The following is a 24,672-nucleotide window of genomic DNA, read 5'->3' as shown; positions in this document are numbered from 1 at the left end:
GATCATTCATTTTTTATAATAGGGGTATGACAACAAACCGAGGTGAAGAACATGCAGGATATACAAACCGCGCCGAAGACTTCTAAGACGGGGCTGAAACAAAAAAATGGTTCCTTGCAAATGAAAGAGACGATAGCAGGAATATTGTTCGTTGGGCCGATGCTGATTGGCGTTACGGTGCTGACAATCATTCCAATCTTGGCAACGTTTATGTTGTCGCTCGCGGATTGGAATTTTATTGCAGGCTTCAAAGATATAAGGTGGGTAGGCTTCGACAATTTCGAGCGGTTGTTTCAAGATGACGCATTTTTGAAATCGCTCAAAAACAATGCCTATTTCTTGCTGACTGTGCCGATTTATTTGGCGGTCTCGATGTTTTTGGCGATTATAATCGACAAGCAAGTGTACATGAAAAGCTATTTTAAAGTCGCTTACTTCATGCCTTATATTTCCAGTATCGTTGCGGTTGCGATAGTATGGCAGGTGCTGTTCCACCCATCGGCGGGACCGGTTAACCAGTTGCTCTTATCGCTCGGCATTGACAATCCGCCGAAGTGGATCGCCGATCCGAAGTACGCGCTGCCTTCTCTCATGATGATATCGGTGTGGGTTTCCATCGGATTTAATATGATCGTCTATATTGCCGGTCTGCAATCTATCCCGCGCGATTTGTACGAGGCGGCTGATATCGACGGGGCAAATGCTTGGAATAAATTCAAAAGCATCACCTTTCCGCAGCTTTCATCGACATCCTTTTTTCTACTCGTGACCGGGATTATTTCGACGTTCAAGGTTTTCGATTTGATTGCTATTTTAACGAAGGGCGGACCGATCTCATCGACAAGCATGATCGTCTGGTATTTGTACGACACCGCCTTCGTCAATTTGAAAATCGGATACGCATCCTCGATGGCAGTTGTATTATTTGCATGCGTCATGCTCATTACGCTGCTGCAATGGATCGGACAAAAGAAATGGGTCAATTATTAAGGGGGAGCAATTCAAATGACGGTGAAAAATATAGAGCGTATTAGACGGGGAGTCATAACGGTTCTCATGTTCGCGGTTAGCGTCATGTTCCTGCTCCCGTTCATCTGGATGCTGTCGGCGTCCTTCAAAATTGAAGCGGACGTATTCACGTATCCCATCCAGTGGATTCCGACAAAATGGCATATCATAGAGAATTATAAGGAAGTGTGGGTAGGCAAGTTCCCCTTCTATAAATATTATTGGAATACGGTTAAGGTGACCGTATTGACGACAGCCACGTCGGCGTGCGTGTCGGCGCTTGCTGCTTATGGTTTCTCAAAAATTAATTTTGCCGCCAGCAAATATTTATTTCTAATCGTGCTTGCTACGTACATGATTCCGCATCAGGCTATTCTCGTGCCGCAGTTTATTTTGTACCGTTCGATCGGTTTTTTTGACAGCCATCTGGGTCTGATATTTCTTAGCAGCTTCAGCGTTCTCGGCACTTTCATGCTGCGCCAGTTTTTTATGGGCGTTCATAATGAATATATGGAATCTGCTAAAATAGACGGGGCGGGGCATTGGCGCATTTTTTGGAAAATCGCGTTTCCGCTCGTTCGTCCAGCAGTCGCTACCTATGCGATATTACGTTTTATTTGGACATGGAACGATTATCAGAATCCGCTCATCTTCCTGCGGACGGACAACCTGTATACGATTCAGTTGGCGATGCAAAAATTTACGACCATAAACGGCGAATTCTACTCGCTTATTATGGCGGCCGCCGTGTCGGCTATTTTACCTCTGCTGCTCGTGTTTATTGTTGGCCAGAAGAGCGTTATTGAAGGAATTGCGCTTGGAGGGGTAAAAGGGTAGCGTGTTTGGTATCCTCATAAGAGAAGTCAAAATAGTATTAATTGTAGTCAATATAGTGGTATGGATACGAATGGCACCGTTGCTACAATGGTATCGAGAAAGCGGATACATCATAGATAAGTCAACGCTTTCCATGAGGTAAGCTTCACAAACATTTGAGGAGGGTTACGATGTACAAACAGATGAAATTATGGTTCATTCTTACCTTGTCAGTCATCATTGTTTTGACGGGTTGCTCGGGCAATTCAGGAAATAAGGAAGAGACGGCAAACAAAGGGGAAAGCGGAAATACGGAAACCGCTACAAATGCGCCGGAAGTAGAGAAGCCGGTTACGATCAAGGTGCATACGTTCGGTAACGAAGCAAGCTATAACTGGGAGAAAACCATTGCAGCTTTTAAGGAGAAATATCCTAACATCATTCCGGAGGTGATCGTGCTAAGCGAGAAGGGCGACACGCAGGAGGCGCTTCAAAAGCTTGATTTGGCCGCATCCTCCAGTGAGCAGATGGACGTTCTCATGTTCAGCGATCCAGCAAGCTATGCGCAGCGCGTCGGTCTGGGAATGGTAGCCAAGCTGGATGAATTCATTGCCAAAGACGGCTACACCGTAGCGGAGGACTACAAAGTCGATACGACTTTAAATGGCAGCGTTTACGCATTGCCCGGCAAATTTAATCCATGGTATGTATTATTAAACAAAACACATTTAACGGAAGCGGGCCTTGACGTACCGACGGATTGGACATGGGATGATTTCACTTCGTATGCGAAAAAGCTAACAGCGGGCGAAGGCGCCTCGAAGCATTACGGCACATACTTCCACGGACCTCAAAACGGCGGATGGATGGAATTTATGAAGCTGGCGCTCGCAAATCAAGCCGAAAATAGTGAATTTCTCAAAGCGGACGGAACGTCTAATTTAGATAATCCGTTATTCCGCAAAACGCTGGAGCTTCGCCTGCAAATGGAGAAGCAGGACAAATCGGCAACGCCTTACACGGACATGATGTCGCAGAAGCTGCACTACCGAAACCAATTTTTCAATCAAGCGGCAAGCATGATCATGATTGGAAGCTGGATGAATACCGAGCTTGGGGGAACCGAGCAATTCCCGCTTAATTTCGAAGTGGCGGTAGCTCCGATTCCGAAAAACAATGCCGGCGACGAGGGCGGCTACACGATGGTGACGACCGACTATGTTGGAGTTGCCGAAAGCTCCAAAAATAAAGAAGCGGCGTACACGTTCGTTCGCTGGTACACGACCGAAGGACAAATCGCGCAGGGTAAAAATATCCCGGCATGGAACGGCGTAGACGACTCGCAAATGGCATCGATCATTGATATCATTCTCAGCGGTACAAAAAATCCGGAGAAGGTAGACAAAGCGTCGCTATTGAACGTTCTCTCTAACGCGAAGTCTTCAAAGATCATCCCTCCGGTTACTTATCAATCGGAGATGTATAAAGTCATTAACGAGGAATATGAAAAGCTTATTTTTGATCAACAGGATATCGATAAAACAATCGCAGCCATGCAAGAGAAGGTTCAACAAATTATTGACGCCAACAAAAAATAAATAGAGTATAATTTATGAGATATTCGTTCACGAATCAGGGGTGCAGCTTCCAAACTGCGCTCCTTTTTGTACAAATCCAAATAGGCAACCGGATGGAGGGGCATATATGTTAAATCGCTCGAAGTCTTTAATACGGCCCCGATCGTTCCGTTTTAAGCTGATGGTGACTTCGATCGTATGCATCCTGCTGCCAGCATTTATTACGCTAGCCGTATACAACATGCTTACGAAGGATGCCGTAAAGGAAGAAGCGGTGTCGCAAGCCGAGCAAAAGCTGGAGCTCGTCGACGGTTTTGTGACCAATCTGTTTCATTATATGCTCTATATTGCAAACAACGTACAAAACGATTCGGAAATGAATGTCATATTGAAGGCGATTGCAGCGGGAAAAACGTATGAGGGCCCGAACGCTGAATATGAGCGGTATATGGACCGAACGAAAATTACCAATAAAATTGATAACATGACGGTGCTTGGCGATAAAGCTTATGTGACGATTTTGTTGAAAGACGGCACGTATTTCGCCAATTATCCGCTGTACGAATATAATCCTAACCTATTCCGTGAGGAGTCCTGGTTTGAGCATCTCAACCTGCTTAAGGGTCTGGAGTCGTCGTGGATTGGTACGACGCCTACTGTTTTCTTTCAGGACAAGCTCCGCAGCCCATACCAAATATCGATGGCGCGGACCTTGCGCGGAGGCGGTGTGACTCCTTACGGTTATGTCATCGTGACCATACTGGAAGATCAGGTAAGCAGCGTTTTTAAGAAGCTTGCCTCGGAACAAGAAACGATGCTGCTTGATGGAAATGGACTTATTTTGTCCCATCCGAATTTGGAGCGGATCGGCGGTGAATTTCCCTATGCGAGCCTGGCGAAGCAGCAGGATGATCCGGACATTATGCGCTTGGACGGCGAGAATTATATTATATCCGCACATAAGCTGCCACTCACCGGCTGGGAGCTTGTTTCTTTAACGCCCTATAAGAAAGCGGTATTCAAGCTGAATGCCATTTTTAATCGCGTATTTATGTTCCAGCTGATCTCGTTTTTCATATTCCTGCTGTTATTCGTTTATTTAATCGGGACATTTACCAGACCTCTGGTAAGGCTGGGCAGAGTGGCGGAGACGGTTCAGCGCGGTAATCTGGAGGTACGCTCGAACATAAGGGGAAGCGACGAGATCGGATATTTGGGTGAGTCCTTCGATCATATGCTGGACCGGGTGAAGACGATGATTGCTGAAATAACGATGACACAGGCCCGCAAGCGAAAGGCGGAGCTTGCCATGCTGCAGGCGCAAATAAATCCGCATTTTTTGTTTAATGTGCTAAACTCGATTCGGATGAAGGTGATGAGGAAAGGCGATATGGATAGTGCTGAGATGATCAGTTCATTATCCAAGCTGCTGCGGATGACCATTAGCCAAGATAAAGGAACGATTCCGCTTCATGAAGAGGTAGATACGATCGCCGATTACGTCAAGCTTATGAATATGAGGCAGAAAGAAAAGGTTCAACTGCGGCTCGATTTGTCACGTGATACTTTAATGACCGCTGTTCCCCGTTTCTTCTTGCAGCCCATAATTGAAAATGCGCTTATTCACGGATTAAGCCAAAGAGCGGGCATGATTCATATTTGTTCCGAAGCAACCGGGAGTGAAATTAGGGTTATCGTCCGGGATGACGGTCAAGGGATGGATGCCCCGGAACTGGAAAAACTTAGACAGGAGCTGATGCATTCAGCAGATAAGGAAGACAAAAGCATAGATACCGGGGGAAAATTTTCAAGCATAGGGCTTTCTAATGTCTTCGAACGTATGGCGATAACGTATGGGGATCGATTCTCGATGGAAATAAACAGCGATGCTGCCGGCGGAACTGAAATTACGATGTACATTCCGAATCAGGAGGCGAGAGACGATGTATAAAGTGATGCTTGTCGATGATGATTATCCGGTGCTTGAGCTGATCCATTATGCGATTGATTGGGAGGCGCTCGGCCTTCGGGTGATCGGCCTCCATGAGAACGGAGCCAGCGCTTTGGAGGCCGCTATGAAAGAAATGCCCGACATCCTGATAACCGATATCGGGATGCCCAAGATGGATGGTTTAGAATTAATTAAACGAATGAAGGACCTGAAGCCGGATATTCGGGCTGCCATTCTTTCTTGCCATAGCGAGTTTCAATATGCGCAGCAGGCGGTTAAGCTGCAGGTTCAGGATTATTTGCTGAAAGATACGCTTGAACCTTCTTCTATCCACAAACTGCTGTTACAATTTATAAGCGGCTTGAAAGAGGAAAATGAGCACCAAACGAAGCAGCTGCAGATGGAGCACTTGGTTGATCGCAATAAAGCGTTAATGAAGGAAAAATTTATTCGTTCGACCATACATCAGCCATTACTCGATTCGGATAAATGGAGGAAGGAGCTGCTATCGTTCGGGCTTCCGTTCCATTCGGGTGAGATTATTATACCGGTCGTCGGCATTGTGGATGATTACCGCTTGGCGAAGCATCGGTACCTGTCTGATGACGTGCTTCGATTTGCCGTTGATAATGTGGTGGAGGAAGCGATTCGAGCCGACGGGATGTTGTCCGTGCATTTTAACTATAATCCGCAAGAATCGGTATTGCTCCAAACGTTTCCCGCAGGCCTGAAGGTGAACGGCTATGATGAAGTAAGAGGCATGATGAGCAGGATTCAACGCGCGGTCAAGCAATCGCTTAAGCTGTCGATGTCATTCATGATCGGCGACAGCTGTACGACGCCGGAGCAAATAAAAGCATCGATTGCCGGCATACGCGCAAATGCAATAGGGCGGTTTTACCGATCTTACGGTTCGATAACCAGATCCGTTCCAGCCTCTGCGGGAGAGGGCGATATGTTTGACAGCTTTAATCAAGCCAGTGAACAGCTGCGGGAGCTGCTGCTTGGGAGAGACGGCGGCGGATTTAGAGTGACTGTCATGAATTGGCTGGCAAAGGCTGAGCAAGAAAGGTACCCGCCTGAAATGGTGAAGGATTGGATACTGAAGCTGCTCCTCGATGCCAAGCTGAAGCTGCAGTCGATCCTTCATTATCGTTCAGCACAATGGATTGACGTTAACCATAGCGAGCTGCTAGAGATTGACAGCCATGCGGAACTTATGGAATGGTTAATTGGACATTGCGTGTCGGCGATTACGGCAGCGGATCAAACCGGCGGACAGAGCCGCAGAACTGAAGTGGCGGAAGCGTGCCAGTTCGTGTCTCTCCATCTTGACCGCAAGATTAGCTTGGAGGAGGTTGCCGAGCAGCTGTTCATGAATCCAAGCTATTTTAGCCGATTGTTTAAGAAAGAGACTGGAGAAACATTTATTGAGTATGTAACGAGGATGAAGATGCACCGGGCTAAAGAGCTGCTTGACCAGACGGATGCTCCGGTCGGGAAAATATGCGGAACATTAGGCTATGATAACCAAAGTTACTTTATTAAGCTGTTCAAATCGTTTTCGGGCGTAACGCCTGTCGAATACAGGAGCCAGCAGAAGCGGGTATAGAATAGGAGCGGAAAACAACAATGAAACCCGAGCTTATAAAAGAAGTGCTGGAGCAGAGCAGAAAGCGGGGGCTTACGCTGCTCGCTCCGGACAGCACGACCGGGGAGTTGACGGCGCGTCTGCTTGGGTCCAAAGCTAATCAGACGCTGCTTGAAGAAATAAAGACGGAAGCCGACCGTTTTGTGCAGACGCCTGATCCCGAGCTTACGTATTCGCTCTTTCGCGTATATGGCGATACAGGAGAGCGCTTAACGTATGAGCGCGTTTATTTTGAACGGCGCAAGCGGTTAAACGCTTTTGTCATCATGACGCTGCTTGAGCCGGACAATGCGGAATATCAAGCCGCGGCTTTTAATACGATTTGGTCGATTTGCAATGAGTTTACATGGTGTTTGCCGGCACATTTTAATGCGGGAGCAGCGAAATTAGACATTGATTTGTTTGCTGCAGAGACAGGCTTTGCCCTGAGTGAGATCCTTCTTTTATTAGGTGATAGAATACCAGATTTACTGCGTAAGCGGATAGAGGGCGAAGTGGAGCACCGGCTGCTGCGTCCGTTTTTGGAGGAAGGCCCTTACGGCTGGGAGACAGCTGACCACAATTGGGCTGCGGTATGCGCAGGGTCAATTGGGGCTGCTGCCATTTATCTTATCGAGGACGACGCGCGGTTGTCCGAAGTGCTGAAACGTGTGCTTGATGCGCTCGAATGTTATTTGACCGGCTTCGGCGATGACGGCGCTTGCGCGGAAGGCTATCTTTACTGGCAGTATGGCTTTGGATATTACGTTTATTTTGCACAGCTGCTAAAAGCCGCGACGAATGGCGGAATCAATTTATTTGCTTCGAACAAGGTGAAGGAAATTGCGCTCTTTCAGCAAAAATGCTTTACAGACGGCAATACGGTCGTAAATTTCTCCGATTCGCCATCCGAGTCCGGCATTTTTATGGGGCTTAGCTGCTGCCTGCATGGCGAGTATGATGAGGTGGCGGTGCCCGATGCGAGTCTTAGGGCCGGCTATTCTGCGGATCATTGCGGCCGGTGGGCACCCGCGATTCGAAACTTGATCTGTCTTAAGGAGGAATGGATCGAATCCGTTCATGACAAGCCGAAATGGCCTGCCGAATCGTATTATTTGCCGGATGTGCAGTGGCTTCTGTCCCGTCATATTACGGAAGATGGAGGCAGCTATAGCTTCGCGGCAAAGGGCGGTCATAATGAGGAGCCTCATAATCATAATGATGCGGGCCATTTTATCGTGCATGCGGATGGGCAAGCCTATTTAGCTGATTTGGGCAGCGGGATGTATACGGCGCAATATTTTGGCCCGGATCGGTATACACTTTGGTGCAACGGTTCCCAGGGACATTCGGTCCCGATTATCGAGGGCCTTTATCAGCAAAATGGAGCTTCATTCCTTGCAACGGTCAAAGAAGCCTATTCCAGCGAGCGATATGATCAGCTGGTACTGGAATTAAGCTCGGCTTACGGGCATCCCAAGCTTGAGCAGCTGGAGCGTCGATTCCGCTTTGTGAAAGAAGGGCTGCCGATCTTAACGCTGACCGACACTATTTTGTTTGCGGAGAGCAGCGGCGAACCGGCAGAGCGGTTCGTTACGGAGCGTTTTATCACGTTTATGGCTCCCGAGCTGGCATCAGAAGGGCGAATCCTTATAAAAGGGAAGCGTCAGCTGTCTATTTTTTATGATTATAAGGTATGGGAGCCTATCGTGACTTCCCGAAGCGATATCGATCATTTCGGTCGCGAAAGATTTTGGTATACGCTGGATTTTCATGCGGCTGCAACAGCTGGGCGGCCCTTGGCTGCTCCGTTTATTTTTCAATTTGACTCATAAAATGTAGAATGGCTGCGAGGAGAGGGAATGGGAATGGAAGAGATTAACTGGGTAAACAAAGCTTGGGAAAAGGTTCATGAGAAGGTAACGAGAACGAGTAACCGCATTGGCGCCGGATTCCCGCATGCAAGCGTGGACGGAACCTATGTGCTGGAAGCGCCCCACTGGTGGACGGCCGGCTTCTGGCCGGGATTGCTGTGGCTATTGTACCGCGATTCCGAGTCGAGAGATGAGCGTTATAAAACGATTGCGGAGGCATGCGAGCAGCAATTGGACGAGGTGCTGACCGGATTTGACCGGCTGGATCATGATATCGGCTTCATGTGGTCGCTCACGAGCGTAGCCAGATATAAGCTGCTTGGCGAGGAGCAATCGAGGAAACGGGCGCTGCTTGCCGCGAGTGTGCTAAGCGGCAGGTTTAATGTGAAAGGGAATTACATTAGAGCCTGGAATCCATGGAGCGAGAAAGACCGCAATGAAGGCTGGGCTATTATAGATTGCATGATGAATTTGCCTTTGCTCTATTGGGCAAGCGAAACGACCGGCGATCCGAGATTTAAGCATTTGGCGATGGAGCATGCCGATACGGTTCTGGCGCATTTTATCCGGACGGACGGCTCTGTGAACCATATTGTTATCTTTGATCCGCAGACGGGGGAGTTTGTAAGCGTAAACGGCGGACAAGGGTTTGCGCCGGATTCGGCTTGGTCGCGCGGAGCTTCGTGGGCGATATACGGGATGGCGCTAAGCTACCGTTATACCGGCGAGACAAGATACTTGGACGCTGCGAAGCGCGTCGCGCATTTCTTTATCGCCAATCTGCCCGAGGATGCCGTGCCGCATTGGGATTTCCGTTTGCCGTCAGACGTCGAGCGGTATCGTGACACTTCGGCAGGCGCATGCGCGGCATGCGGCTTGCTCGAGATCGCCAGGGCTGTCCCGGAAGAGGAGTCTGCCCTTTATAAGGATGCGGGAGAGAAGATTTTGTTGTCCATGTACGAGAACTACGGAGCTTGGGATGACCAGGCTGAAGAGGGCTTGATTTTGCATGGTACAAGCCATTATCCGGAGCGGAGAAACATAGATGTGCCGCTCATATACGGCGATTATTTCTTCGTAGAAGGACTGGCGCGGCTAAAAGGGAATTCCGCAACGTTTTGGTAGGATGGAGCTGCAGCATTACGGAGCAGAAAGCAGGTTGAGAATAGAATGACTGACCGCAATTATTGGCTGGAACAGATGCTGGCTATTAGCGATCCTGTACTCCGCGCACTCGCAGAGCGTCGTCTCAAAGAAATGATGCCGATTGAATGCGCAGCAGCTGCCGGAACGAATGGTGGAGATGCAGCTGCAGCATCGGCGAGCCTTTTGGCTGACCGGGCTAAGTATACGCATTTGGAGGCGTTAGGACGACTCCTTTCCGGAATGGCGCCGTGGCTTGAGAACAAGCAATTGGACGGAACCGAGGAAGTGATGCGCAGTCGTTATGCCGCGCTTGCCCGAGAGGCTATCGATGCCGGAACGGATCCGGAATCGCCTGATTACATGAACTTTAGCGATGGTTTTCAGCCGATTGTCGATACGGCTTTTTTGGCACAAGCACTGCTTCGGGCGCCTGTTCAGTTATGGGAGAAGCTGGAGCAGCATGTGAAAATAAATGTGATTACGGCGTTAAAGCAGACTCGGACGAGGAAGCCGGTTTTCTCTAATTGGCTGTTGTTTGCGGCAACGATCGAGGCAGCATTATTCAAGCTGGGGGAAAGAGACTGGGATCCGATGCGGATCGATTACGCATTAAAGCAGCATGAGCAGTGGTATTTGGGTGATGGAGCTTATAGCGACGGACCGGAGTTTCATTGGGATTATTACAATAGCTTCGTTATTCAGCCCATGCTGGTCGATGTGCTGGATACGGTAGGTGATCAGTACGAGGAATGGAACGCGATGCGAGAAGCAGTAACGGGCCGTGCCCGGCGGTTCGCCGCAGTACTGGAGCGTTTAATCGCATCTGACGGAACGTATCCGCCGCTCGGACGCTCGCTTGCTTACCGCTTCGGTGCTTTCCATAGCTTGGCTCAAAGCGCTTTGCGTGAACAATTGCCGGAGGGAATAAGCGCTGCGCAGGTACGCTGTGCACTGACGGCAGCCATACGTCGAACGCTTGACATGCCGGGCAACTTCACACCGGAAGGCTGGCTGACGATCGGCTTCTGCGGTCATCAGCCGGATGTAGGGGAGCGTTACATATCTACAGGGAGTCTCTATTTATGTTCGGCGGTATTTTTACCTTTGGGGCTACCGGGCGTACATCCTTTCTGGAGCGGAGCGGCCGAGGATTGGACCTCTCGAAAGGCATGGTCAGGTCTGTCTTTTGGAATAGATACGGCTTTGAAGTAAGGAGCGTCCGCGCTTGCAAGCAAACCTATTCTACAGCATACGATTCATAAGGAAAGGCAGACCATGGAGAAGTCCATGGCCTGCCTTCTTGCATTTAAGCATGAAGAATATTCGGGAATGGATGTCGATCCATTGGGTATTGTGTAAATTAACAGAAAATTGATTTTAAGCACTTGAAATTGAAAGCGAAAATGAGTATGATAAAAATGGTTGTTAGCACTTCAAGCTCATGAGTGCTAACGAAATAAAATAAGCGACAAATTTAGAAGGAGGCTATTTTCAATGATCAAACCTTTGGGTGAACGCGTATTGATCGAACCAATCGCGAAAGAAGAAACGACCGCTAGCGGCATCGTATTGCCGGATACGGCGAAAGAGAAGCCGCAAGAAGGTAAAGTGGTAGCAGTTGGCAGCGGTACGCTGAAGGATGGCGTTCGTGTTGCTTTGGAAGTGAAAGAAGGAGACCGCGTTCTTTTCTCCAAATATGCGGGTACAGAGATCAAATACGAAGGCAAAGAGTATTTGATTATGAAAGAAAGCGACATTCACGCGATTTTCGGATAAGCAGCCCAACTTGGGTCACATAGAAGGTAAAACAGTACAGAATAAAAGTACTTAAACTATTTTGGGAGGTTACTGATAATGGCTAAAGAAATTAAATTTAGTGAAGACGCTCGCCGCGCTATGCTGCGCGGGGTTGATGCGCTTGCAAATGCGGTTAAAGTAACACTCGGTCCAAAAGGCCGCAACGTAGTATTGGAGAAAAAATTCGGAAGCCCGCTCATCACGAATGACGGTGTATCCATTGCAAAAGAAATCGAGCTTGAAGACGCTTTTGAAAACATGGGCGCTCAGCTTGTTAAAGAAGTAGCAACAAAAACGAATGATGTAGCTGGTGACGGTACAACTACAGCTACCGTTCTTGCACAAGCGATGATTCGCGAAGGCTTGAAAAACGTAACAGCGGGCGCTAACCCTATGGTTATCCGCAAAGGTATCGAGAAAGCTGTTAAAGCTGCTGTTGAAGAGCTGAAAGTAATCTCCAAGCCAATCGAAGGCAAACAATCGATCGCACAGGTTGCTTCGATCTCATCCGCTGACGATGAAGTTGGACAACTGATTGCAGAAGCTATGGAGAAAGTCGGCAACGACGGCGTTATCACTGTAGAAGAGTCGAAAGGCTTTGTTACAGAGCTTGAAGTGGTTGAAGGTATGCAATTTGACCGCGGATATGTATCGCCATACATGATTACGGATACGGACAAAATGGAAGCGGTTCTCGACAACCCTTACATCCTTATCACGGACAAAAAAATTGCGAGCATTCAAGAGATCCTTCCGGTTCTTGAGAAGGTCGTTCAATCCGGCAAACAATTGCTTATCATTGCAGAAGACGTAGAAGGCGAAGCGCAAGCTACACTCGTAGTGAACAAACTGCGTGGAACGTTCACTTGCGTAGCTGTTAAAGCTCCTGGCTTCGGCGACCGTCGTAAAGCGATGCTGCAGGATATCGCTGCCTTGACTGGCGGTCAAGTGATCACGGAAGAGCTTGGTCTTGAGCTGAAATCGACTGGCGTTGAGTCGCTCGGTTCCGCACGTCAAGTTCGTATCACGAAAGAAACAACGATCATCGTTGACGGCAGCGGCAACTCCGCTGACATCGTTGCCCGCGTGAACCAAATCCGCGCTCAACTGGAAGAAACAACTTCCGACTTCGATCGTGAGAAGCTTCAAGAGCGCCTTGCAAAATTGTCCGGCGGCGTAGCAGTAATCAAAGTCGGCGCAGCTACAGAAACAGAATTGAAAGAGCGCAAGCTCCGCATCGAAGATGCCCTCAACTCCACTCGTGCAGCGGTGGAAGAAGGTATCGTATCGGGCGGCGGTACAGCCCTCATTAACGTATTTAAAGCAGTTGCTGCTGTTAAAGCAGAAGGCGACGAGCAAACGGGCGTTAACATCGTGCTTCGTTCCCTCGAAGAGCCGCTTCGTACAATCGCGGCTAACGCAGGCCAAGAAGGCTCCGTTATCGTTGAGCGTCTGAAAAACGAACCAATCGGCGTAGGCTACAACGCAGCTACCGGCACATGGGTAAACATGTTTGAAGCGGGTATCGTTGACCCTGCAAAGGTTACGCGTTCGGCTCTTCAAAACGCGGCTTCCGTAGCGGCTATGTTCCTGACAACTGAAGCTGTTGTTGCTGATAAGCCGGAAAAAGACAAACCAAGCATGCCTGATATGGGCGGCATGGGTGGTATGGGCGGAATGATGTAAGAATCCCCGAAATCCCTTGATATATAAGGGTTTCGAGGACTAGGTTGTCCATATTGGTCACAATTTGGTCACGCTGGAATGAATTTAGAGGTTTCGCATGAGTTCTCCGAACTTTTGTGAAGCCTCTTTTTTTCGCGTTTTGGTCACATGGAGATACACTTGTTTGGTAGTATCATCATCCTTGTGACCGAGCCTGTCCATAATCTCCTGCAAGGGTACGCCAGCTTCAGCCAAAAGCGATGTATGCGTATGTCGAAGGGAATGGGGAGTAAGAGCTTCGTTTAAGCCGGCAAGCTTTAACAACCGGTTCATGCGAGTTGCATAATGTTTAATCGTTTTTGGGTATCCCATATGCTTATCTTTGCTTGGCATGATATAACCTTTGTCGTAATAAGTTGTGCGATAGGCCATTTTAAGCTCTTTAGTTTTGGAGACATAGGACTTAATAGCATTGGTCACCATTTGGTCAACCTCGATAACCCGGGTTGATTTTTTGGTCTTGGGCGTTTGCAGTTTGTAATTAACCATATTATTTGTTGGGTTATAATATGTTTTCGTGATGCTGATCGTACTTTCTTCAAAGTTTATATCAGACTCACGCAGCACAACGAACTCTCCGATCCTCATGCCGGTATAGGCTAGTGTGAGGAATGTTTCGTAATCTCCATCAAACCCCTTCTCCAAAGCCGTTTTAAGGAACAGAGCCAACTCTTCCTTCTCCAAATACTTCGGAATGTCCACGCGGTTCTCCAGGTCATCTACAGTGGTCACCGTTCGAGGTAAACGAGTGAACTGTGTAGGATCAGCTTTAATCAAATCCTGTTCCATTGCACGCTTAAAGATCATCCTTCCAGCTCCATGCACGCCGCTGATGGTGTTATCTGCTAACCCAGACTTTTTCATATCTGTAATCGCGGTTTGGTACATTTTCTTCGTGATGTTCTTTATTGGAATCTGATTGAAATATCGGAGTAAAATAAGAACCTCATTATTACGCGCTCGAACGGTGCTCTCCTTCACGCCTCCAAGATGGGCATAGTCACTTATCCATACTTTGCTGAACGCTTCAAATGACATGTCAGTCTCTTCTATGTGCGTCCCCTTGGTCAACTCATGAAGAAGCGCAGCAGCCGCAGCTTGTGCGTCCTTCTTCGTCTTGAATCCCCGACGCTTCGCTTGCCTTCTCTTATTGGTCACTGGATCTCGCGGCAAGTCCAAGACAAATAACCACGAATCTCCATCCTTTTTTATACTGGCCATTGTATCCCTCCCAATGAATTCCTTTGCTTTATTATAAGTAGGATACGTACAAATAGAAAAGCCCCCAAGTTATGGAGGCTTACTTCAGTATGTCATAAACCATTTTTTCACCTTGGATCTATTGTCTCTTGAAACGTAACATGATGATATTTGCTCTGAACCGGAAGGATCAAATGAGAGTGTGTATTCTTTAGGATTGTACTTAGCCCGTTTCATGTTTACAATGATGTCCTGATTCACGCGAAGAAAATCTGTTCCATCCAATGCAGCAGACATTTCTTGAATATTCCGCACTAGCCGTAATGTGCTACTTTGCCTGGCAAACAAGAGATCCCTCCTATTGGCACCCAAGTGGATAAATGTTGCCTCCGACATATCCAACATAAATGCATTTTTTATGGACGTATCGATTACCGGTGCTTGCATAAATCCAAGGCCCCTTTGTTATTTGTTACAATGAGTCCAACTCCCCATTATACATTAGGTATTGTTACCCCGAATATAACGGAATATGCGCACTATTCCGTTCTTGACTGGGATTGATTTCCGTTCCATACTGTAGACAAAAGTCGAATATTAGAAATATTAGAAGAACCATGGAAGTTTATCCGATAGGTACGAAAGGGGGAGAATACGGTTATCTTAAGGGTTGTATACGCTTACAAATATGAGGAGGTTAAGAGCGGTCAGCTGTGGAATTACTTGCAACATACACGGACATTGAAACGTTTGTTCAGGTCGAATTAGGCATCTTGTACTTCATTTCGTGTACACGTCTCGGGAAGTAGCAATGCTACTTCTGCTGCCATTCCCATACATATATATCATCAATTTCACATTTGAGATAATAGGCCAGTAGTGCGGCTGTCCTAATATTCATTATGGACCTCATTGTGCAATAGTCAGATATTTTTTGTCTGCCTTTACCGGACTTATCAGCAAGCCATTGTTGATCCTTTCCCATCCGGTAAAGCAGTTCAGGAACTCGGCAGCGGACGGGTACAAGTTCCATATCCGTGCCACCTTTTTCAATTTTACGAACAAAAATAAGAACAAACGTTCCTATTTTTCGGTCGATATGCTATCATGTACTTACTAATAAGCGGCTGCATCAAAAGACAAGGGGTTGCGCGAATGGATGATAATTTACGTAAGCTGGCTTTGAATATCATTAATAAAACAGAAATAAAAGAAACGAAAAACGGTCTTATAGACTTTATTGCTTTGACTTTGCAATCCCCAGTATCAACTCGCGTAGTGTTGCATTTACAACCGGATCATCCCGGAGGTTGACGCCATATTTTTCCTCTGCCTCTCTGATAACATGTTCATATACACTTTCAGGGAGCGAAAACTCGCTCTCTTTTTCATTCCTTCCCAGCAACCAATTCGGAGTAACATCATATAAAGTAGCAAGTTTATTAAGCGTATCTGTATCAGGATCCCTGTAGTTTCTTTCGTATCCCGAAATAGCACCATTAGATATATCTAATTTTTCGGCTACCTCGATTTGTGTATACCTTTTCTTTTCTCTCGCATATTTCAATCGTTCCCCAAGCGTCTTCAACTACGGTCACACCTCCTTGTTTCTATTATCAATATATCAACATTAAGCGTTACGAATAAGTTATTGAGCGAAAAGCCTAAATTTGTTGTTGACTAAGCGAAACGCTTAATGTATATTTAACCCATGGCTAAGCGTAACGCTTAATTGGGAGGTGAGAAAATGAATAAAGTTGTCAATCAAATTGAGAAGCTTCGTAAAGAAAAAGGTATTACAAAAACACACATTGCAGAACACTGTGGACACACTGTTGCATGGTATAGCGCGATCACAAAAGGTAGACGCGGTGTTAACTCAGAAGACTTATTGTTGATTGCTGATGCCATGGGAGTAGAAATGAAGATTTCTTTTTACCCCAAACTAAGCGAAACGCTTAAAAAGGAAATAACAGCCTAATATCCATTAGTTTACGACACTAATGAAATTTATGGAAGGTGGTAATTAACAATGGGATATTTCAAGAAGACGAAAGAGGAAGCTTTATCTTATGCCCGTGAACGTGCGCAGCGTTTAGGTAGCGACCAAGTAATTATGGAAGTTGATGGCGGCTTTAGAGTTGGTTCAGAAAAGAAGATGTACTTCTTTTATCCAAAGTCACTATTCTGGCACGTTAGAACCATTTATTAAAGGAGGAATAACCATGAAGTTAGTATTCATCGAAAACAACCGACCAGTTACAGACAGCCTCACGGTAGCTGAGACATTCGGAAAGCGACATGCAGATGTGATGAGGGATATACGAAACCTCGAATGTAGCGAAGAATTCAATCAACGCAATTTTGCACAGATCAACTATCAAGATGAAATGAACCGTTCTTACCCAAAATATCTTATCACTCAGGATGGATTTTCTTTTCTCGTAATGGGGTATACCGGCAAAGATGCGGCTCGCTTCAAAGAAATGTACATCGGTGAGTTTAATCGGATGCGTGACGGGCTTAACAACGACATTGAAAAATTCCTGTACAACCCTGACACGATAATCCAAATCGCTCAGAACTGGAAAGAAGAGAAACAACTCAGGCTGCAAGCGGAGGCAAAGATTGAATCGGATCGTCCTCTTGTATTGTACGCCGAATCGATGCAGGTATCGAAGGACGCCATCCTCATTAACGACATGGCAAAGCTTCTGAAACAAAACGGAATCGACATTGGTGAGAAGCGACTATTCCAATACCTTCGAGACGAAGGGTACCTCATTAAGGGTGGCAGCGAATACAACATGCCGACTCAGCGATCAATGAATCTCGGAATTATGGAAATCAAGTTAGGCCAACGATCAAGTGCCAGCGAAGGCGTTAAAATGACTCGCACAACCAAGATTACAGGCAAAGGTCAGATTTACTTCATCAATAAATTCCTGAAAAAAGAATCTGCATAAGGAGGCCCACCCATGAAAGAGTATCCACTACTACTATCTGCATCCCACGTTGCTGAAATCTGCTCCTGTCACCGCTCGACAGCTTACGAAATCATGAAGGAGCCGCACCGTCCGGTATGGAGACACGGCAGCAAGGTTCGCTTACACCGTGATCTATTCTTCGCTCAACTTGAGGAAGAATCCCAAGCTAACCGAGTAGGATGAAACACGCAATTCACGCCATACGCACCTTCCTATCTGACATAAGGTATATGGCGCAACACAGCAAACTGAATCGCATCATCGACTTTATCGAAAAAGAGTTACCCATTATCTACTCAGAAATGGTGAAAGGGCAGCAGAGAATTGAAGAGCTTGAATCGAGAATACGGGAATTGGAGAGTGAACGGAATGATTAGCGGATGGAAAGCAAGTGAATTAAGAAGCGAACTTATTGATGCTAGAGAGTTAGATACTTGGCTTAGAAACAGCGGCGACGAAATAATCATCGATATCAATTTTTGCATGGTGGATACATCCCATGCTGGAGTATTACCTCAATGCTTAATCATCTACAAGGAGGCTTGAACAAGATGATTTTCAAGAAAGGTGACAAAAGGCTTTTAACAAGTCCGCTGACGATTAGATCATCTTATTCCATTGGAACAATACCAGCTGGCGAAATCATCGAAATTCAGCAGGTAAACGAAAGTAATCGTCAAGTTTTGGTTGATAACGTTTGGATGCATCAATCACGAATTTATGAGTGTTCAATACCTGTAGAGGAGGACTAACATGGAAAACCCAATCATAACCGCAGGAGAGCGCCATAACAACAGCATCCCTTATCGCCGTCCAATCGATCTATTCAAGCCCTGTGAATGCGGCCGCTTTGAAAGTGTAGCGCTATTCAAAGGCAAGCAGCACCTTTGCGAAAAGTGCCTAAAAGGAATATTGGAGGTTGAGCTCTTATGAACAAAGTCCAGCCCGTATTCGGTCCTAGACCAATCGTGCGCAATCCCCAACAAGGGCAACCATTCGAAAGAAAAGGAGAGATTCGAGTATGAGTGAAAAGATGAAGCTTCCGCGCGAGGTTGCAGAAGCGATTGAACATATTCGCACAGCTGACCTGACAGATTACTACATCATCGGTGAAGCATATCGAGGGGTAAGCCGCAACCCTCATATTAAGACGATCATTAGTTACATTCGGGCCAACACTGGCGATTGGGACGAAGAGCACGAGAAAGGTTACACACACATCATGAAAGCACTGGTCAACGGATATGAGATTGAGGGGGTAAACGCATGACATACATTCCAAGTCTAAACAAACCGGTTGAAGCCGACGAAATTAATCAGCACATCAACACTCTGTACCAATGCAAGAAAACAGGAGTATGGGACATGGAAGCCGTTATGCGCTGGCTAAAGATTAACCTTCCTCAAATGGCAGATGCAGCGGATTGCATGGCAGGGTTCATTGATGATCAATTCCCAGGTGCTGAGTATGAAGCAGAAGTTGTAGCAGCTGAAGGGCAAAGAGAGCTTGTGTGGGGCATGAACAGAGTGATTGATAAGGAGAGTGGGGCAGCTTGAGGAAGTGCTACAGATGCAAAGGTCACGGCGGAGGTTATGAAACGTGCTACGGCATATACCCTGACATAACTTACGACTACGTTGAAATAGGAGATTGTGAACGATGCAACGGAACTGGCGAAATTGAGGATGAACAAGAAGAATGGGACGAATTGGAGGTAAAAATATGATAAATCCACGTTTTCAACCAGGCGGCGATAAATACGAGTCAATCCGCGAAGACGAACGCCGCGCCTTTTACGATCGTGTAGAAGCTGAGAAAGAAGAAATCAGATCCGCGATAAAAACCGTAGTCAGCTGCTGGACTGAAAATGAGATCGAAGCCGGCAACGTTCCAACGTTTGAACATTTCATCGATGAGTATTTCGAATGGGATCACCAAGAGTTATACCCAATAATTATCGCTGAGATGGAAAGGGTGGAAAAGATCATTGAGAGTGAAAAACGAGGACGTATATCGGGAGTTAGCTAAGCTATCAAAATCAGCAATAACTCGCATGGTTTACGCTAAAAATCACGCTAAATGGTATAAGCAGGCAAAGAAAAAAGAGCAGTTGCACCTGCTCTCAATCGGACAAGAAATAAATTAATGTACGTCCATCCTACTATAAAGGCAGGCGAATTTCAATGACATTTGTTGAGTATCACGGTGAGCAGTATATGCAAGTAATGGAACACTCCGCTATTCGGCCACATGGAAGAGATCGGGTAAAGGTGCTGACGTTTGAAGAGGATGGCACGGTGCTATGCAAGTTGCGGACGGTTAAGCCAATGTTTTACGACACGGTAACGAGTGTGTTTGTGAGAGCGATTGTTCAAGGAGGTTAGGCGATGGAAACATATATGTCCTACGTTGTTAAGCACAAAGACGGATACATGGTCAACGTTCATTTTAAATCAGTTGAATCTATAAAGTTTGCGCTCAGATTCAATCACGTAGAAGACTTTAAAAATTTTATGATCGGTCACTATAAGCCAGAGAATCCAGAAGATTACTATTTACAGCCAATTAAGACCACATATGAGGAGGTAGAAAGCGATGGATGATCGCGAGATTATGAAACGGCTGCAGGATCCGTTCCTGCCAGATGAAATTGAGTGGCGTGTAGGCTCCACGAACGGCGATAAAACGAAAGGAATTGCACTGGCATACGTGACTAACCGAGCGATTCAAAACCGCTTAGACGAGGTGTTCGGCGTGTTTGGATGGCGCAATGAGTTCCGGGAGTGGAAGAACAACAGCCAGCTATGCGGAATCAGCGTGAAAGTGGATGGCGAATGGGTGACAAAGTGGGACGGAGCTGACGACAGCAACATGGAAGCCGTTAAAGGCGGTCTGTCGGATGCGATGAAACGCGCTGCTTACCAATGGGGAATCGGGCGTTACCTCTACAACTTGGAAAGCGTATGGGTTGATCTTATACCGGCTGGTAAATCACACAAGATGAAAGCTCCTCCTAAACTTCCTGCATGGGCGTTGCCTGAAGGATATTCATATGGCGTTAAGCCAGTTGTTGAACCGCATCAGGATATACCGCCGCCAGCATTAAAAGCAAAGTACGAATTGTTCAAAGGCAGCATGGAAGGGTTTGAATCTTGGGTATCCATGATGCAAGAAAAGGGCCGTAATTACCGTGAAATGGAACACATATTGCAAGAGGGATTGAACAAGAAAAAGGAGAGTGCTTAGATGTTGAACCGCGTTATTTTGATTGGCAGACTTACGAAAGATCCTGAGATGCGGTACACCCCTGCGGGGGTGGCCGTAACTCAATTTACTCTAGCGTGTGATCGTCCGGTATCGCAAGGCAAAGAAAAAGAAGCGGATTTCATCAATATTGTTGCATGGCGGCAGCTTGCAGAAACGTGTGCGAATCATCTGAAAAAGGGTCGTTTAACCGCGGTCGAGGGGCGCATACAGGTCCGGAATTACGAGAACAACGAGGGCAAACGGGTATACGTCACTGAGGTAATCGCGGACAACGTGAAGTTTTTGGATACGAACAAGGACGGATCGCAACGAGCTGATAGACCGGATACAGCAAGAGACCCGTTCCAAGACGATGGAAAGCCAATCGATATCAGTCCGGACGATTTGCCATTTTGAGGAGGTTAATCTATGAACCTTGAGTCTCACATTTTTGAGATTAGTAGATTGCGAAGGGAAGCCGACAAGCTTCCCGACGACAATCCCGGCGCACTCATGAGCAAGATTGAATTGTTAGCACGCTGTCTCGTTTTCATCGGTCGCCTCTCAAGCCACCTAGACGGTACATACAAGCGCATTTACGCCAAGAGGAAGTATGAGCAAGCGTTAGCGGTCACAAGGGCTACAAAGGACAAGCAGGCGCATGCAGAGATCGCAGTTAAAGAGTTACGTGAGGAAGAAGCACAATCATACGAGGATATGAACCGCTGGCGTAATGCATTCCAAAGCACGACAGAGGAGATCCACTCGCTCAAGATGCGAATGAAGCAAGACTTCCAGATAGAGGGGGCTAACCATGTTTCAACTCAACGCGGTTCCCAAACCTCAGCATAAACGGAACAGGCCGACAGCTAAACAAAGGGGTGCGATAAGTACCCCGGTTCGTCGGCAGTTGCGCGAAAGATCGCTTGGAGTATGTGAACGTTGCAAATACGCACTAGCAACCGAAGCAGCTCACACGCTCAGACGATGGAGAGTAGAGGAACGAACCACTGTTCTGGAGCTCGTACATTTATGCCACGATTGCCATTACCACTGTGATAATACGCACGATGGACGCAAGTTTCTGGAACAATTCCGCATTTCAAGAATGGAGGAATCGAAATGAGCGCAATCAACCATAAACGGATCATTCACCAAGCTTCTCAAGATCATATAGAAATGGCCTCAAATGGACTGAAAAATTATCTTGAACGTGTAGAAGCGTCATTCCTTATCAAAGCTATGTGCGACAGTCTGATACTGGCATTGAAGGACAAAAATCATCTAGTAACGGCCTTGTATGAAGAGATAGACAAGATGAAGGAGCTGGCGAAATGAACCAATTAGAAGAAGTTATAAAGAGAGCAAAAAGGGATATAGAACTCAAGTACGTTTACGTGATGATGCCGATTCCGCAGTTACAGACTCTATTAACTGGATTGGAAGAGTTGCAACGAGAACTAGAAGAAAAAGACGATGCGATTGCGTACGCTATGAATCAAATTCAGATTAAAGAATCACATATCCGCAAGATGGAGGAATCACATGAGCCATCCTGACGAGTCCGGTAATGTTCAGTATTACAAAGCACCACTTTACATTACCATTCGAATCCATGTGAAAGCGCACTTTATACGATTCTTAGCGAATGCTGATGCAATTTGGTGGATGTTGAGGAATAGGAGGTAAGGGGCTACCCTTCCTCCTTATCTGTCAAATTCGCCTTAATCCATTCTTTCAATGCTTTATTAATTTGCTGGCTGACGGATCGATCATCCTGTTCGGCCAGCTTTACCATACACGCATGAACCTCTGGATCGAGCGTTATGGCGGTTCTCACCTTATTAAACTGTTTCATTGTCATCACCTGTATCATATTTTATCACACCAAAAAAATTTTATGCACAAATATCAAATTGTATATACAAAAGTATGATAGTATATGATACAATCAGATCAAAGGAGGCGAACGATATGAAAGAAACAGCTAGTGTCGTGATGCGAGTGGACAAAAATTTTCTAGAGCGCATCGATCAGAAGTGCAAGCGTGACGGGTTCCTGACTCGCACCGAGTACATTTTATACCTGATTCGCAATGATGTAGCGGAAAATCGGGCGGTGTAGCCGTGTCGGGATACATAAGCCTTCATCGGGATATTCAGAAGCATTGGCTCTATGAGGAAGAAAGGGTATTCAGTAAGTATGAAGCGTGGCTAGACATTCTGATGCGAGTCAATCACACAGAAGGAAAGGTAACGCATAACGGTACGCTGGAGATCGTGCAGCGAGGTTCAACGATTTGGTCAATGGGCGATATGGAAAAGCATTGGGGATGGTCAAACCGAAAAGTTAAGCGGTTCTTAGATTGTCTCGTTGCTGACCAAATGCTGACCTATAAAAGCACCACCAAAAAAACGTATCTAACCGTTATAAACTATGACATTTATCAAGATACAGGGAAACCAAAAGCACCACCAATGCACCAACAAAGCACCGCTGAAGCATTTCAAAAGCATACAAACAATAATGTTAATAATTTAAATAATTATTCTTCTGAAGTAGTAGTAGAGAAAAACGATCCCAAAACGGCAATGGATGCCTATATCTTTTCATTCAAGAAATTGCAATACAACGGGCACATTCAAAATTACGTCATGAACCTTTTGGGCAGGGGTTACAAAGATCCATTTATCCGCGAGGTTTTCATGCAGATGGGCGCAAACGGGGTTACAAATCCTAATGTCGAGTACATGAGAAAGATTGCGGAGGATTGGATCACGAAAGGAATCAGTAACAGAGAAGAAGCTGCTAAACATAAAGAAGCTCAGAGGGAAGGTGTGAACAGTGGCAGGGCTACAGAAAGCATTCGACAAGGACCTCATGTTGGAAATGCTAAACCGAGCGAGGGCCAATCAGGAGTCCTCCCGAGCAAGTGGGTTAAGTTCGATAAAGACGGAAACCTCCTACCAGTGTCAGGAATGCAAGGATAACGAAGGCTATTTCGTCAAAGTAGAAGAAGAAATGTCCGTTAAAGGCGTTCCAACTATGGTTCCTATGGATCGGTGGGTAGATTGCAAGTGCAAGCGGAACCGGGATATAGGGCGAACTTTCAAGAGCAGCAAGATAACAGAGGAATTTCTACTCAAACGGTTTGAAAATTTCGGTTTAGAACGCAGGCCTGCCATCATTCGCTCAGCATTCCAAACGGCTAAAGTATATGCGGACAACTTTCAACAGTTGCGGAATTCGAGAGAGAACAGCATTTGCTTACTCGGCAATCCTGGCAGCGGAAAAACTCACCTACTAATGGCGGTGGCAAATGAGCTGATGAATCAAAACGTCAAGGTTCTGTACTTTCCATGGGTGGAAGGATTCAACGAGATCAAAGACGATCTTAGCCAAATGGATGAACGGATAAGCCGGCTTCAAAAAGTGGATGTGCTATTCATCGACGACATGTGGAAGGGTCGCAAGTCTCCGACAGAGTTTCAGATCGAACAAGCCTTTGCAATCATCAATTACCGTTACATGGAGAAGAAACCAATACTTATATCGAGTGAACGCAGCATTGACCAGATGTGCGACATAGACGAAGCGTTAGGCAGCAGGATCAACGAAATGTGCAAGGACTTCCGCATCGTTATGAAGGGTGGTAGGGAACTGAATTACCGCTTGAGGGAAGAAGAAGTCCAATGGGAGCTGCTTTAGCAGACT

Annotated in this window: 33 protein-coding genes; 29 read left to right on the top strand and 4 right to left on the bottom strand. The window is 46.4% G+C overall.

Features of this window, described 5'->3' with window-relative positions:
* Positions 1-51: 51 nt before the first annotated feature.
* The 10 genes from DFP97_RS19300 to groL all read left to right on the top strand — a co-directional run bounded on the left by DFP97_RS19300 (position 52) and on the right by groL (position 13,485).
* A complete protein-coding gene (locus tag DFP97_RS19300) occupies positions 52-990 on the top strand; it encodes a carbohydrate ABC transporter permease (protein WP_114381827.1) in 939 nt (312 codons plus the stop codon).
* A gap of 15 nt (positions 991-1,005) precedes the next feature.
* The gene (locus DFP97_RS19295; protein ID WP_114381826.1) at positions 1,006-1,845 is read left to right on the top strand and encodes a carbohydrate ABC transporter permease; all 840 of its coding nucleotides are present in this window, start codon (positions 1,006-1,008) and stop codon (positions 1,843-1,845) included.
* 170 nt (positions 1,846-2,015) lie between these two features.
* Positions 2,016-3,422 carry an ABC transporter substrate-binding protein gene (locus tag DFP97_RS19290; RefSeq protein ID WP_181873589.1) on the top strand — a complete coding sequence of 469 codons (1,407 nt, stop codon included), beginning with the start codon at positions 2,016-2,018 and terminating at the stop codon, positions 3,420-3,422.
* A gap of 106 nt (positions 3,423-3,528) precedes the next feature.
* Complete coding sequence (locus tag DFP97_RS19285) at positions 3,529-5,352, top strand: cache domain-containing sensor histidine kinase (RefSeq protein ID WP_114381825.1); 1,824 nt, start codon at positions 3,529-3,531, stop codon at positions 5,350-5,352.
* Complete coding sequence (locus tag DFP97_RS19280) at positions 5,345-6,964, top strand: helix-turn-helix domain-containing protein (protein ID WP_114381824.1); 1,620 nt, start codon at positions 5,345-5,347, stop codon at positions 6,962-6,964. Before DFP97_RS19285 ends, DFP97_RS19280 begins: the two co-directional genes overlap by 8 nt.
* A 20-nt stretch (positions 6,965-6,984) precedes the next feature.
* On the top strand, positions 6,985-8,817 hold the full coding sequence (locus DFP97_RS19275; protein ID WP_114381823.1) for a heparinase II/III family protein: 1,833 nt from the start codon (positions 6,985-6,987) through the stop codon (positions 8,815-8,817).
* A 27-nt stretch (positions 8,818-8,844) separates the two neighbouring features.
* Positions 8,845-9,981: a glycoside hydrolase family 88 protein gene (locus DFP97_RS19270; RefSeq protein WP_114381822.1), complete on the top strand. Its 1,137-nt coding sequence runs from the start codon at positions 8,845-8,847 to the stop codon at positions 9,979-9,981.
* A gap of 45 nt (positions 9,982-10,026) precedes the next feature.
* Entirely contained in the window at positions 10,027-11,214 is a 1,188-nt protein-coding gene (locus DFP97_RS19265; RefSeq protein ID WP_114381821.1) for a DUF2264 domain-containing protein, read from the top strand.
* A 282-nt stretch (positions 11,215-11,496) separates the two neighbouring features.
* Positions 11,497-11,778, top strand: coding sequence for a co-chaperone GroES (groES, locus tag DFP97_RS19260; RefSeq protein WP_028609403.1), 282 nt, complete (start codon positions 11,497-11,499; stop codon positions 11,776-11,778).
* 78 nt (positions 11,779-11,856) lie between these two features.
* Positions 11,857-13,485, top strand: a complete 1,629-nt coding sequence (gene groL, locus DFP97_RS19255; RefSeq protein ID WP_114381820.1) for a chaperonin GroEL — start codon at positions 11,857-11,859, stop codon at positions 13,483-13,485.
* A gap of 84 nt (positions 13,486-13,569) precedes the next feature.
* On the opposite strand, the gene DFP97_RS19250 is transcribed toward groL, so the two are convergent.
* From DFP97_RS19250 to DFP97_RS31955, 3 genes are all read right to left on the bottom strand, one after another.
* A complete protein-coding gene (locus tag DFP97_RS19250; protein ID WP_114381819.1) occupies positions 13,570-14,745 on the bottom strand; it encodes a tyrosine-type recombinase/integrase in 1,176 nt (391 codons plus the stop codon).
* Between the two features lie 84 nt (positions 14,746-14,829).
* On the bottom strand, positions 14,830-15,171 hold the full coding sequence (locus DFP97_RS19245; RefSeq protein WP_114381818.1) for a LytTR family transcriptional regulator DNA-binding domain-containing protein: 342 nt from the start codon (positions 15,169-15,171) through the stop codon (positions 14,830-14,832).
* Positions 15,172-15,961: 790 nt separating this feature from the next.
* On the bottom strand, positions 15,962-16,312 hold the full coding sequence (locus DFP97_RS31955; RefSeq protein ID WP_114381816.1) for a helix-turn-helix domain-containing protein: 351 nt from the start codon (positions 16,310-16,312) through the stop codon (positions 15,962-15,964).
* 159 nt (positions 16,313-16,471) lie between these two features.
* Here DFP97_RS31955 and DFP97_RS19230 point away from each other — a divergent pair, with 159 nt between their 5' ends.
* The 16 genes from DFP97_RS19230 to DFP97_RS19155 all read left to right on the top strand — a co-directional run bounded on the left by DFP97_RS19230 (position 16,472) and on the right by DFP97_RS19155 (position 22,517).
* The gene (locus tag DFP97_RS19230) at positions 16,472-16,705 is read left to right on the top strand and encodes a helix-turn-helix domain-containing protein (RefSeq protein WP_114381815.1); all 234 of its coding nucleotides are present in this window, start codon (positions 16,472-16,474) and stop codon (positions 16,703-16,705) included.
* Between the two features lie 51 nt (positions 16,706-16,756).
* Positions 16,757-16,936, top strand: coding sequence for a hypothetical protein (locus DFP97_RS30835; protein WP_181873588.1), 180 nt, complete (start codon positions 16,757-16,759; stop codon positions 16,934-16,936).
* 13 nt (positions 16,937-16,949) lie between these two features.
* Positions 16,950-17,690 carry a Rha family transcriptional regulator gene (locus tag DFP97_RS19225; RefSeq protein ID WP_181873587.1) on the top strand — a complete coding sequence of 247 codons (741 nt, stop codon included), beginning with the start codon at positions 16,950-16,952 and terminating at the stop codon, positions 17,688-17,690.
* Positions 17,691-18,080: 390 nt separating this feature from the next.
* Entirely contained in the window at positions 18,081-18,257 is a 177-nt protein-coding gene (locus tag DFP97_RS30830; RefSeq protein ID WP_181873586.1) for a hypothetical protein, read from the top strand.
* Between the two features lie 5 nt (positions 18,258-18,262).
* The gene (locus DFP97_RS19210; protein WP_114381811.1) at positions 18,263-18,463 is read left to right on the top strand and encodes a hypothetical protein; all 201 of its coding nucleotides are present in this window, start codon (positions 18,263-18,265) and stop codon (positions 18,461-18,463) included.
* 1 nt (position 18,464) lies between these two features.
* Positions 18,465-18,644: a hypothetical protein gene (locus tag DFP97_RS19205; protein ID WP_114381810.1), complete on the top strand. Its 180-nt coding sequence runs from the start codon at positions 18,465-18,467 to the stop codon at positions 18,642-18,644.
* Positions 18,645-18,732: 88 nt separating this feature from the next.
* On the top strand, positions 18,733-18,981 hold the full coding sequence (locus DFP97_RS19200) for a hypothetical protein (RefSeq protein WP_114381809.1): 249 nt from the start codon (positions 18,733-18,735) through the stop codon (positions 18,979-18,981).
* Positions 18,978-19,268: a hypothetical protein gene (locus tag DFP97_RS19195; protein WP_114381808.1), complete on the top strand. Its 291-nt coding sequence runs from the start codon at positions 18,978-18,980 to the stop codon at positions 19,266-19,268. Before DFP97_RS19200 ends, DFP97_RS19195 begins: the two co-directional genes overlap by 4 nt.
* A 166-nt stretch (positions 19,269-19,434) precedes the next feature.
* Complete coding sequence (locus DFP97_RS19190) at positions 19,435-19,740, top strand: hypothetical protein (RefSeq protein ID WP_114381807.1); 306 nt, start codon at positions 19,435-19,437, stop codon at positions 19,738-19,740.
* 155 nt (positions 19,741-19,895) lie between these two features.
* A complete protein-coding gene (locus DFP97_RS19185) occupies positions 19,896-20,096 on the top strand; it encodes a hypothetical protein (RefSeq protein WP_114381806.1) in 201 nt (66 codons plus the stop codon).
* A 3-nt stretch (positions 20,097-20,099) separates the two neighbouring features.
* Positions 20,100-20,315, top strand: coding sequence for a hypothetical protein (locus tag DFP97_RS19180; protein ID WP_114381805.1), 216 nt, complete (start codon positions 20,100-20,102; stop codon positions 20,313-20,315).
* Positions 20,308-20,958 (top strand): Rad52/Rad22 family DNA repair protein, encoded by a 651-nt coding sequence (locus tag DFP97_RS19175; RefSeq protein ID WP_220271172.1) that lies wholly within the window; start codon positions 20,308-20,310, stop codon positions 20,956-20,958. Before DFP97_RS19180 ends, DFP97_RS19175 begins: the two co-directional genes overlap by 8 nt.
* Positions 20,959-21,375, top strand: coding sequence for a single-stranded DNA-binding protein (gene ssb / locus DFP97_RS19170; protein WP_114381804.1), 417 nt, complete (start codon positions 20,959-20,961; stop codon positions 21,373-21,375).
* Between the two features lie 12 nt (positions 21,376-21,387).
* Positions 21,388-21,810 (top strand): hypothetical protein, encoded by a 423-nt coding sequence (locus DFP97_RS19165; protein ID WP_114381803.1) that lies wholly within the window; start codon positions 21,388-21,390, stop codon positions 21,808-21,810.
* Positions 21,811-22,080: 270 nt separating this feature from the next.
* Positions 22,081-22,296, top strand: a complete 216-nt coding sequence (locus DFP97_RS19160) for a hypothetical protein (protein ID WP_114381802.1) — start codon at positions 22,081-22,083, stop codon at positions 22,294-22,296.
* Positions 22,293-22,517, top strand: a complete 225-nt coding sequence (locus tag DFP97_RS19155) for a hypothetical protein (RefSeq protein WP_114381801.1) — start codon at positions 22,293-22,295, stop codon at positions 22,515-22,517. The genes DFP97_RS19160 and DFP97_RS19155 overlap by 4 nt, the downstream gene beginning before the upstream one ends.
* Positions 22,518-22,651: 134 nt before the next feature.
* Here the strand turns inward: DFP97_RS19155 and DFP97_RS19150 are convergent, their stop codons facing one another.
* A complete protein-coding gene (locus DFP97_RS19150; protein WP_114381921.1) occupies positions 22,652-22,816 on the bottom strand; it encodes a toxin-antitoxin system protein in 165 nt (54 codons plus the stop codon).
* A 116-nt stretch (positions 22,817-22,932) separates the two neighbouring features.
* Here DFP97_RS19150 and DFP97_RS30825 point away from each other — a divergent pair, with 116 nt between their 5' ends.
* The 3 genes from DFP97_RS30825 to DFP97_RS19140 are packed head-to-tail and all read left to right on the top strand — an operon-like array spanning position 22,933 to position 24,666.
* Positions 22,933-23,082: a ribbon-helix-helix domain-containing protein gene (locus DFP97_RS30825; protein ID WP_181873585.1), complete on the top strand. Its 150-nt coding sequence runs from the start codon at positions 22,933-22,935 to the stop codon at positions 23,080-23,082.
* 2 nt (positions 23,083-23,084) lie between these two features.
* Positions 23,085-23,948, top strand: coding sequence for a hypothetical protein (locus DFP97_RS19145; RefSeq protein WP_114381800.1), 864 nt, complete (start codon positions 23,085-23,087; stop codon positions 23,946-23,948).
* Positions 23,839-24,666: a DnaA ATPase domain-containing protein gene (locus tag DFP97_RS19140; protein ID WP_342773286.1), complete on the top strand. Its 828-nt coding sequence runs from the start codon at positions 23,839-23,841 to the stop codon at positions 24,664-24,666. Before DFP97_RS19145 ends, DFP97_RS19140 begins: the two co-directional genes overlap by 110 nt.
* The last annotated feature ends 6 nt before the right edge of the window (positions 24,667-24,672 follow it).

It is taken from the genome of Paenibacillus prosopidis (assembly GCF_003337375.1).
In the GTDB taxonomy this organism is placed as follows: Bacteria; Bacillota; Bacilli; order Paenibacillales; family Paenibacillaceae; genus Pristimantibacillus; species Pristimantibacillus prosopidis.
The sequence above is the reverse complement of the archived record's forward strand: the minus strand, read 5'-3'. Positions and strand labels throughout refer to the sequence as shown.

What these genes read in the sequence shown, in the direction of transcription:
- DFP97_RS19300 (WP_114381827.1), top strand. Translation starts at nt 52, where the DNA reads ATGCAGGATATACAAACCGCGCCGAAGACTTCTAAGACGGGGCTGAAA.
- DFP97_RS19295 (WP_114381826.1), top strand. Translation starts at nt 1,006, where the DNA reads ATGACGGTGAAAAATATAGAGCGTATTAGACGGGGAGTCATAACGGTT.
- DFP97_RS19290 (WP_181873589.1), top strand. Translation starts at nt 2,016, where the DNA reads ATGTACAAACAGATGAAATTATGGTTCATTCTTACCTTGTCAGTCATC.
- DFP97_RS19285 (WP_114381825.1), top strand. Translation starts at nt 3,529, where the DNA reads ATGTTAAATCGCTCGAAGTCTTTAATACGGCCCCGATCGTTCCGTTTT.
- DFP97_RS19280 (WP_114381824.1), top strand. Translation starts at nt 5,345, where the DNA reads ATGTATAAAGTGATGCTTGTCGATGATGATTATCCGGTGCTTGAGCTG.
- DFP97_RS19275 (WP_114381823.1), top strand. Translation starts at nt 6,985, where the DNA reads ATGAAACCCGAGCTTATAAAAGAAGTGCTGGAGCAGAGCAGAAAGCGG.
- DFP97_RS19270 (WP_114381822.1), top strand. Translation starts at nt 8,845, where the DNA reads ATGGGAATGGAAGAGATTAACTGGGTAAACAAAGCTTGGGAAAAGGTT.
- DFP97_RS19265 (WP_114381821.1), top strand. Translation starts at nt 10,027, where the DNA reads ATGACTGACCGCAATTATTGGCTGGAACAGATGCTGGCTATTAGCGAT.
- groES (WP_028609403.1), top strand. Translation starts at nt 11,497, where the DNA reads ATGATCAAACCTTTGGGTGAACGCGTATTGATCGAACCAATCGCGAAA.
- groL (WP_114381820.1), top strand. Translation starts at nt 11,857, where the DNA reads ATGGCTAAAGAAATTAAATTTAGTGAAGACGCTCGCCGCGCTATGCTG.
- DFP97_RS19250 (WP_114381819.1), bottom strand. Translation starts at nt 14,745, where the DNA reads ATGGCCAGTATAAAAAAGGATGGAGATTCGTGGTTATTTGTCTTGGAC.
- DFP97_RS19245 (WP_114381818.1), bottom strand. Translation starts at nt 15,171, where the DNA reads ATGCAAGCACCGGTAATCGATACGTCCATAAAAAATGCATTTATGTTG.
- DFP97_RS19230 (WP_114381815.1), top strand. Translation starts at nt 16,472, where the DNA reads ATGAATAAAGTTGTCAATCAAATTGAGAAGCTTCGTAAAGAAAAAGGT.
- DFP97_RS30835 (WP_181873588.1), top strand. Translation starts at nt 16,757, where the DNA reads ATGGGATATTTCAAGAAGACGAAAGAGGAAGCTTTATCTTATGCCCGT.
- DFP97_RS19225 (WP_181873587.1), top strand. Translation starts at nt 16,950, where the DNA reads ATGAAGTTAGTATTCATCGAAAACAACCGACCAGTTACAGACAGCCTC.
- DFP97_RS30830 (WP_181873586.1), top strand. Translation starts at nt 18,081, where the DNA reads ATGATTAGCGGATGGAAAGCAAGTGAATTAAGAAGCGAACTTATTGAT.
- DFP97_RS19210 (WP_114381811.1), top strand. Translation starts at nt 18,263, where the DNA reads ATGATTTTCAAGAAAGGTGACAAAAGGCTTTTAACAAGTCCGCTGACG.
- DFP97_RS19205 (WP_114381810.1), top strand. Translation starts at nt 18,465, where the DNA reads ATGGAAAACCCAATCATAACCGCAGGAGAGCGCCATAACAACAGCATC.
- DFP97_RS19200 (WP_114381809.1), top strand. Translation starts at nt 18,733, where the DNA reads ATGAGTGAAAAGATGAAGCTTCCGCGCGAGGTTGCAGAAGCGATTGAA.
- DFP97_RS19195 (WP_114381808.1), top strand. Translation starts at nt 18,978, where the DNA reads ATGACATACATTCCAAGTCTAAACAAACCGGTTGAAGCCGACGAAATT.
- DFP97_RS19190 (WP_114381807.1), top strand. Translation starts at nt 19,435, where the DNA reads ATGATAAATCCACGTTTTCAACCAGGCGGCGATAAATACGAGTCAATC.
- DFP97_RS19185 (WP_114381806.1), top strand. Translation starts at nt 19,896, where the DNA reads ATGACATTTGTTGAGTATCACGGTGAGCAGTATATGCAAGTAATGGAA.
- DFP97_RS19180 (WP_114381805.1), top strand. Translation starts at nt 20,100, where the DNA reads ATGGAAACATATATGTCCTACGTTGTTAAGCACAAAGACGGATACATG.
- DFP97_RS19175 (WP_220271172.1), top strand. Translation starts at nt 20,308, where the DNA reads ATGGATGATCGCGAGATTATGAAACGGCTGCAGGATCCGTTCCTGCCA.
- ssb (WP_114381804.1), top strand. Translation starts at nt 20,959, where the DNA reads ATGTTGAACCGCGTTATTTTGATTGGCAGACTTACGAAAGATCCTGAG.
- DFP97_RS19165 (WP_114381803.1), top strand. Translation starts at nt 21,388, where the DNA reads ATGAACCTTGAGTCTCACATTTTTGAGATTAGTAGATTGCGAAGGGAA.
- DFP97_RS19160 (WP_114381802.1), top strand. Translation starts at nt 22,081, where the DNA reads ATGAGCGCAATCAACCATAAACGGATCATTCACCAAGCTTCTCAAGAT.
- DFP97_RS19155 (WP_114381801.1), top strand. Translation starts at nt 22,293, where the DNA reads ATGAACCAATTAGAAGAAGTTATAAAGAGAGCAAAAAGGGATATAGAA.
- DFP97_RS19150 (WP_114381921.1), bottom strand. Translation starts at nt 22,816, where the DNA reads ATGAAACAGTTTAATAAGGTGAGAACCGCCATAACGCTCGATCCAGAG.
- DFP97_RS30825 (WP_181873585.1), top strand. Translation starts at nt 22,933, where the DNA reads ATGAAAGAAACAGCTAGTGTCGTGATGCGAGTGGACAAAAATTTTCTA.
- DFP97_RS19140 (WP_342773286.1), top strand. Translation starts at nt 23,839, where the DNA reads ATGTTGGAAATGCTAAACCGAGCGAGGGCCAATCAGGAGTCCTCCCGA.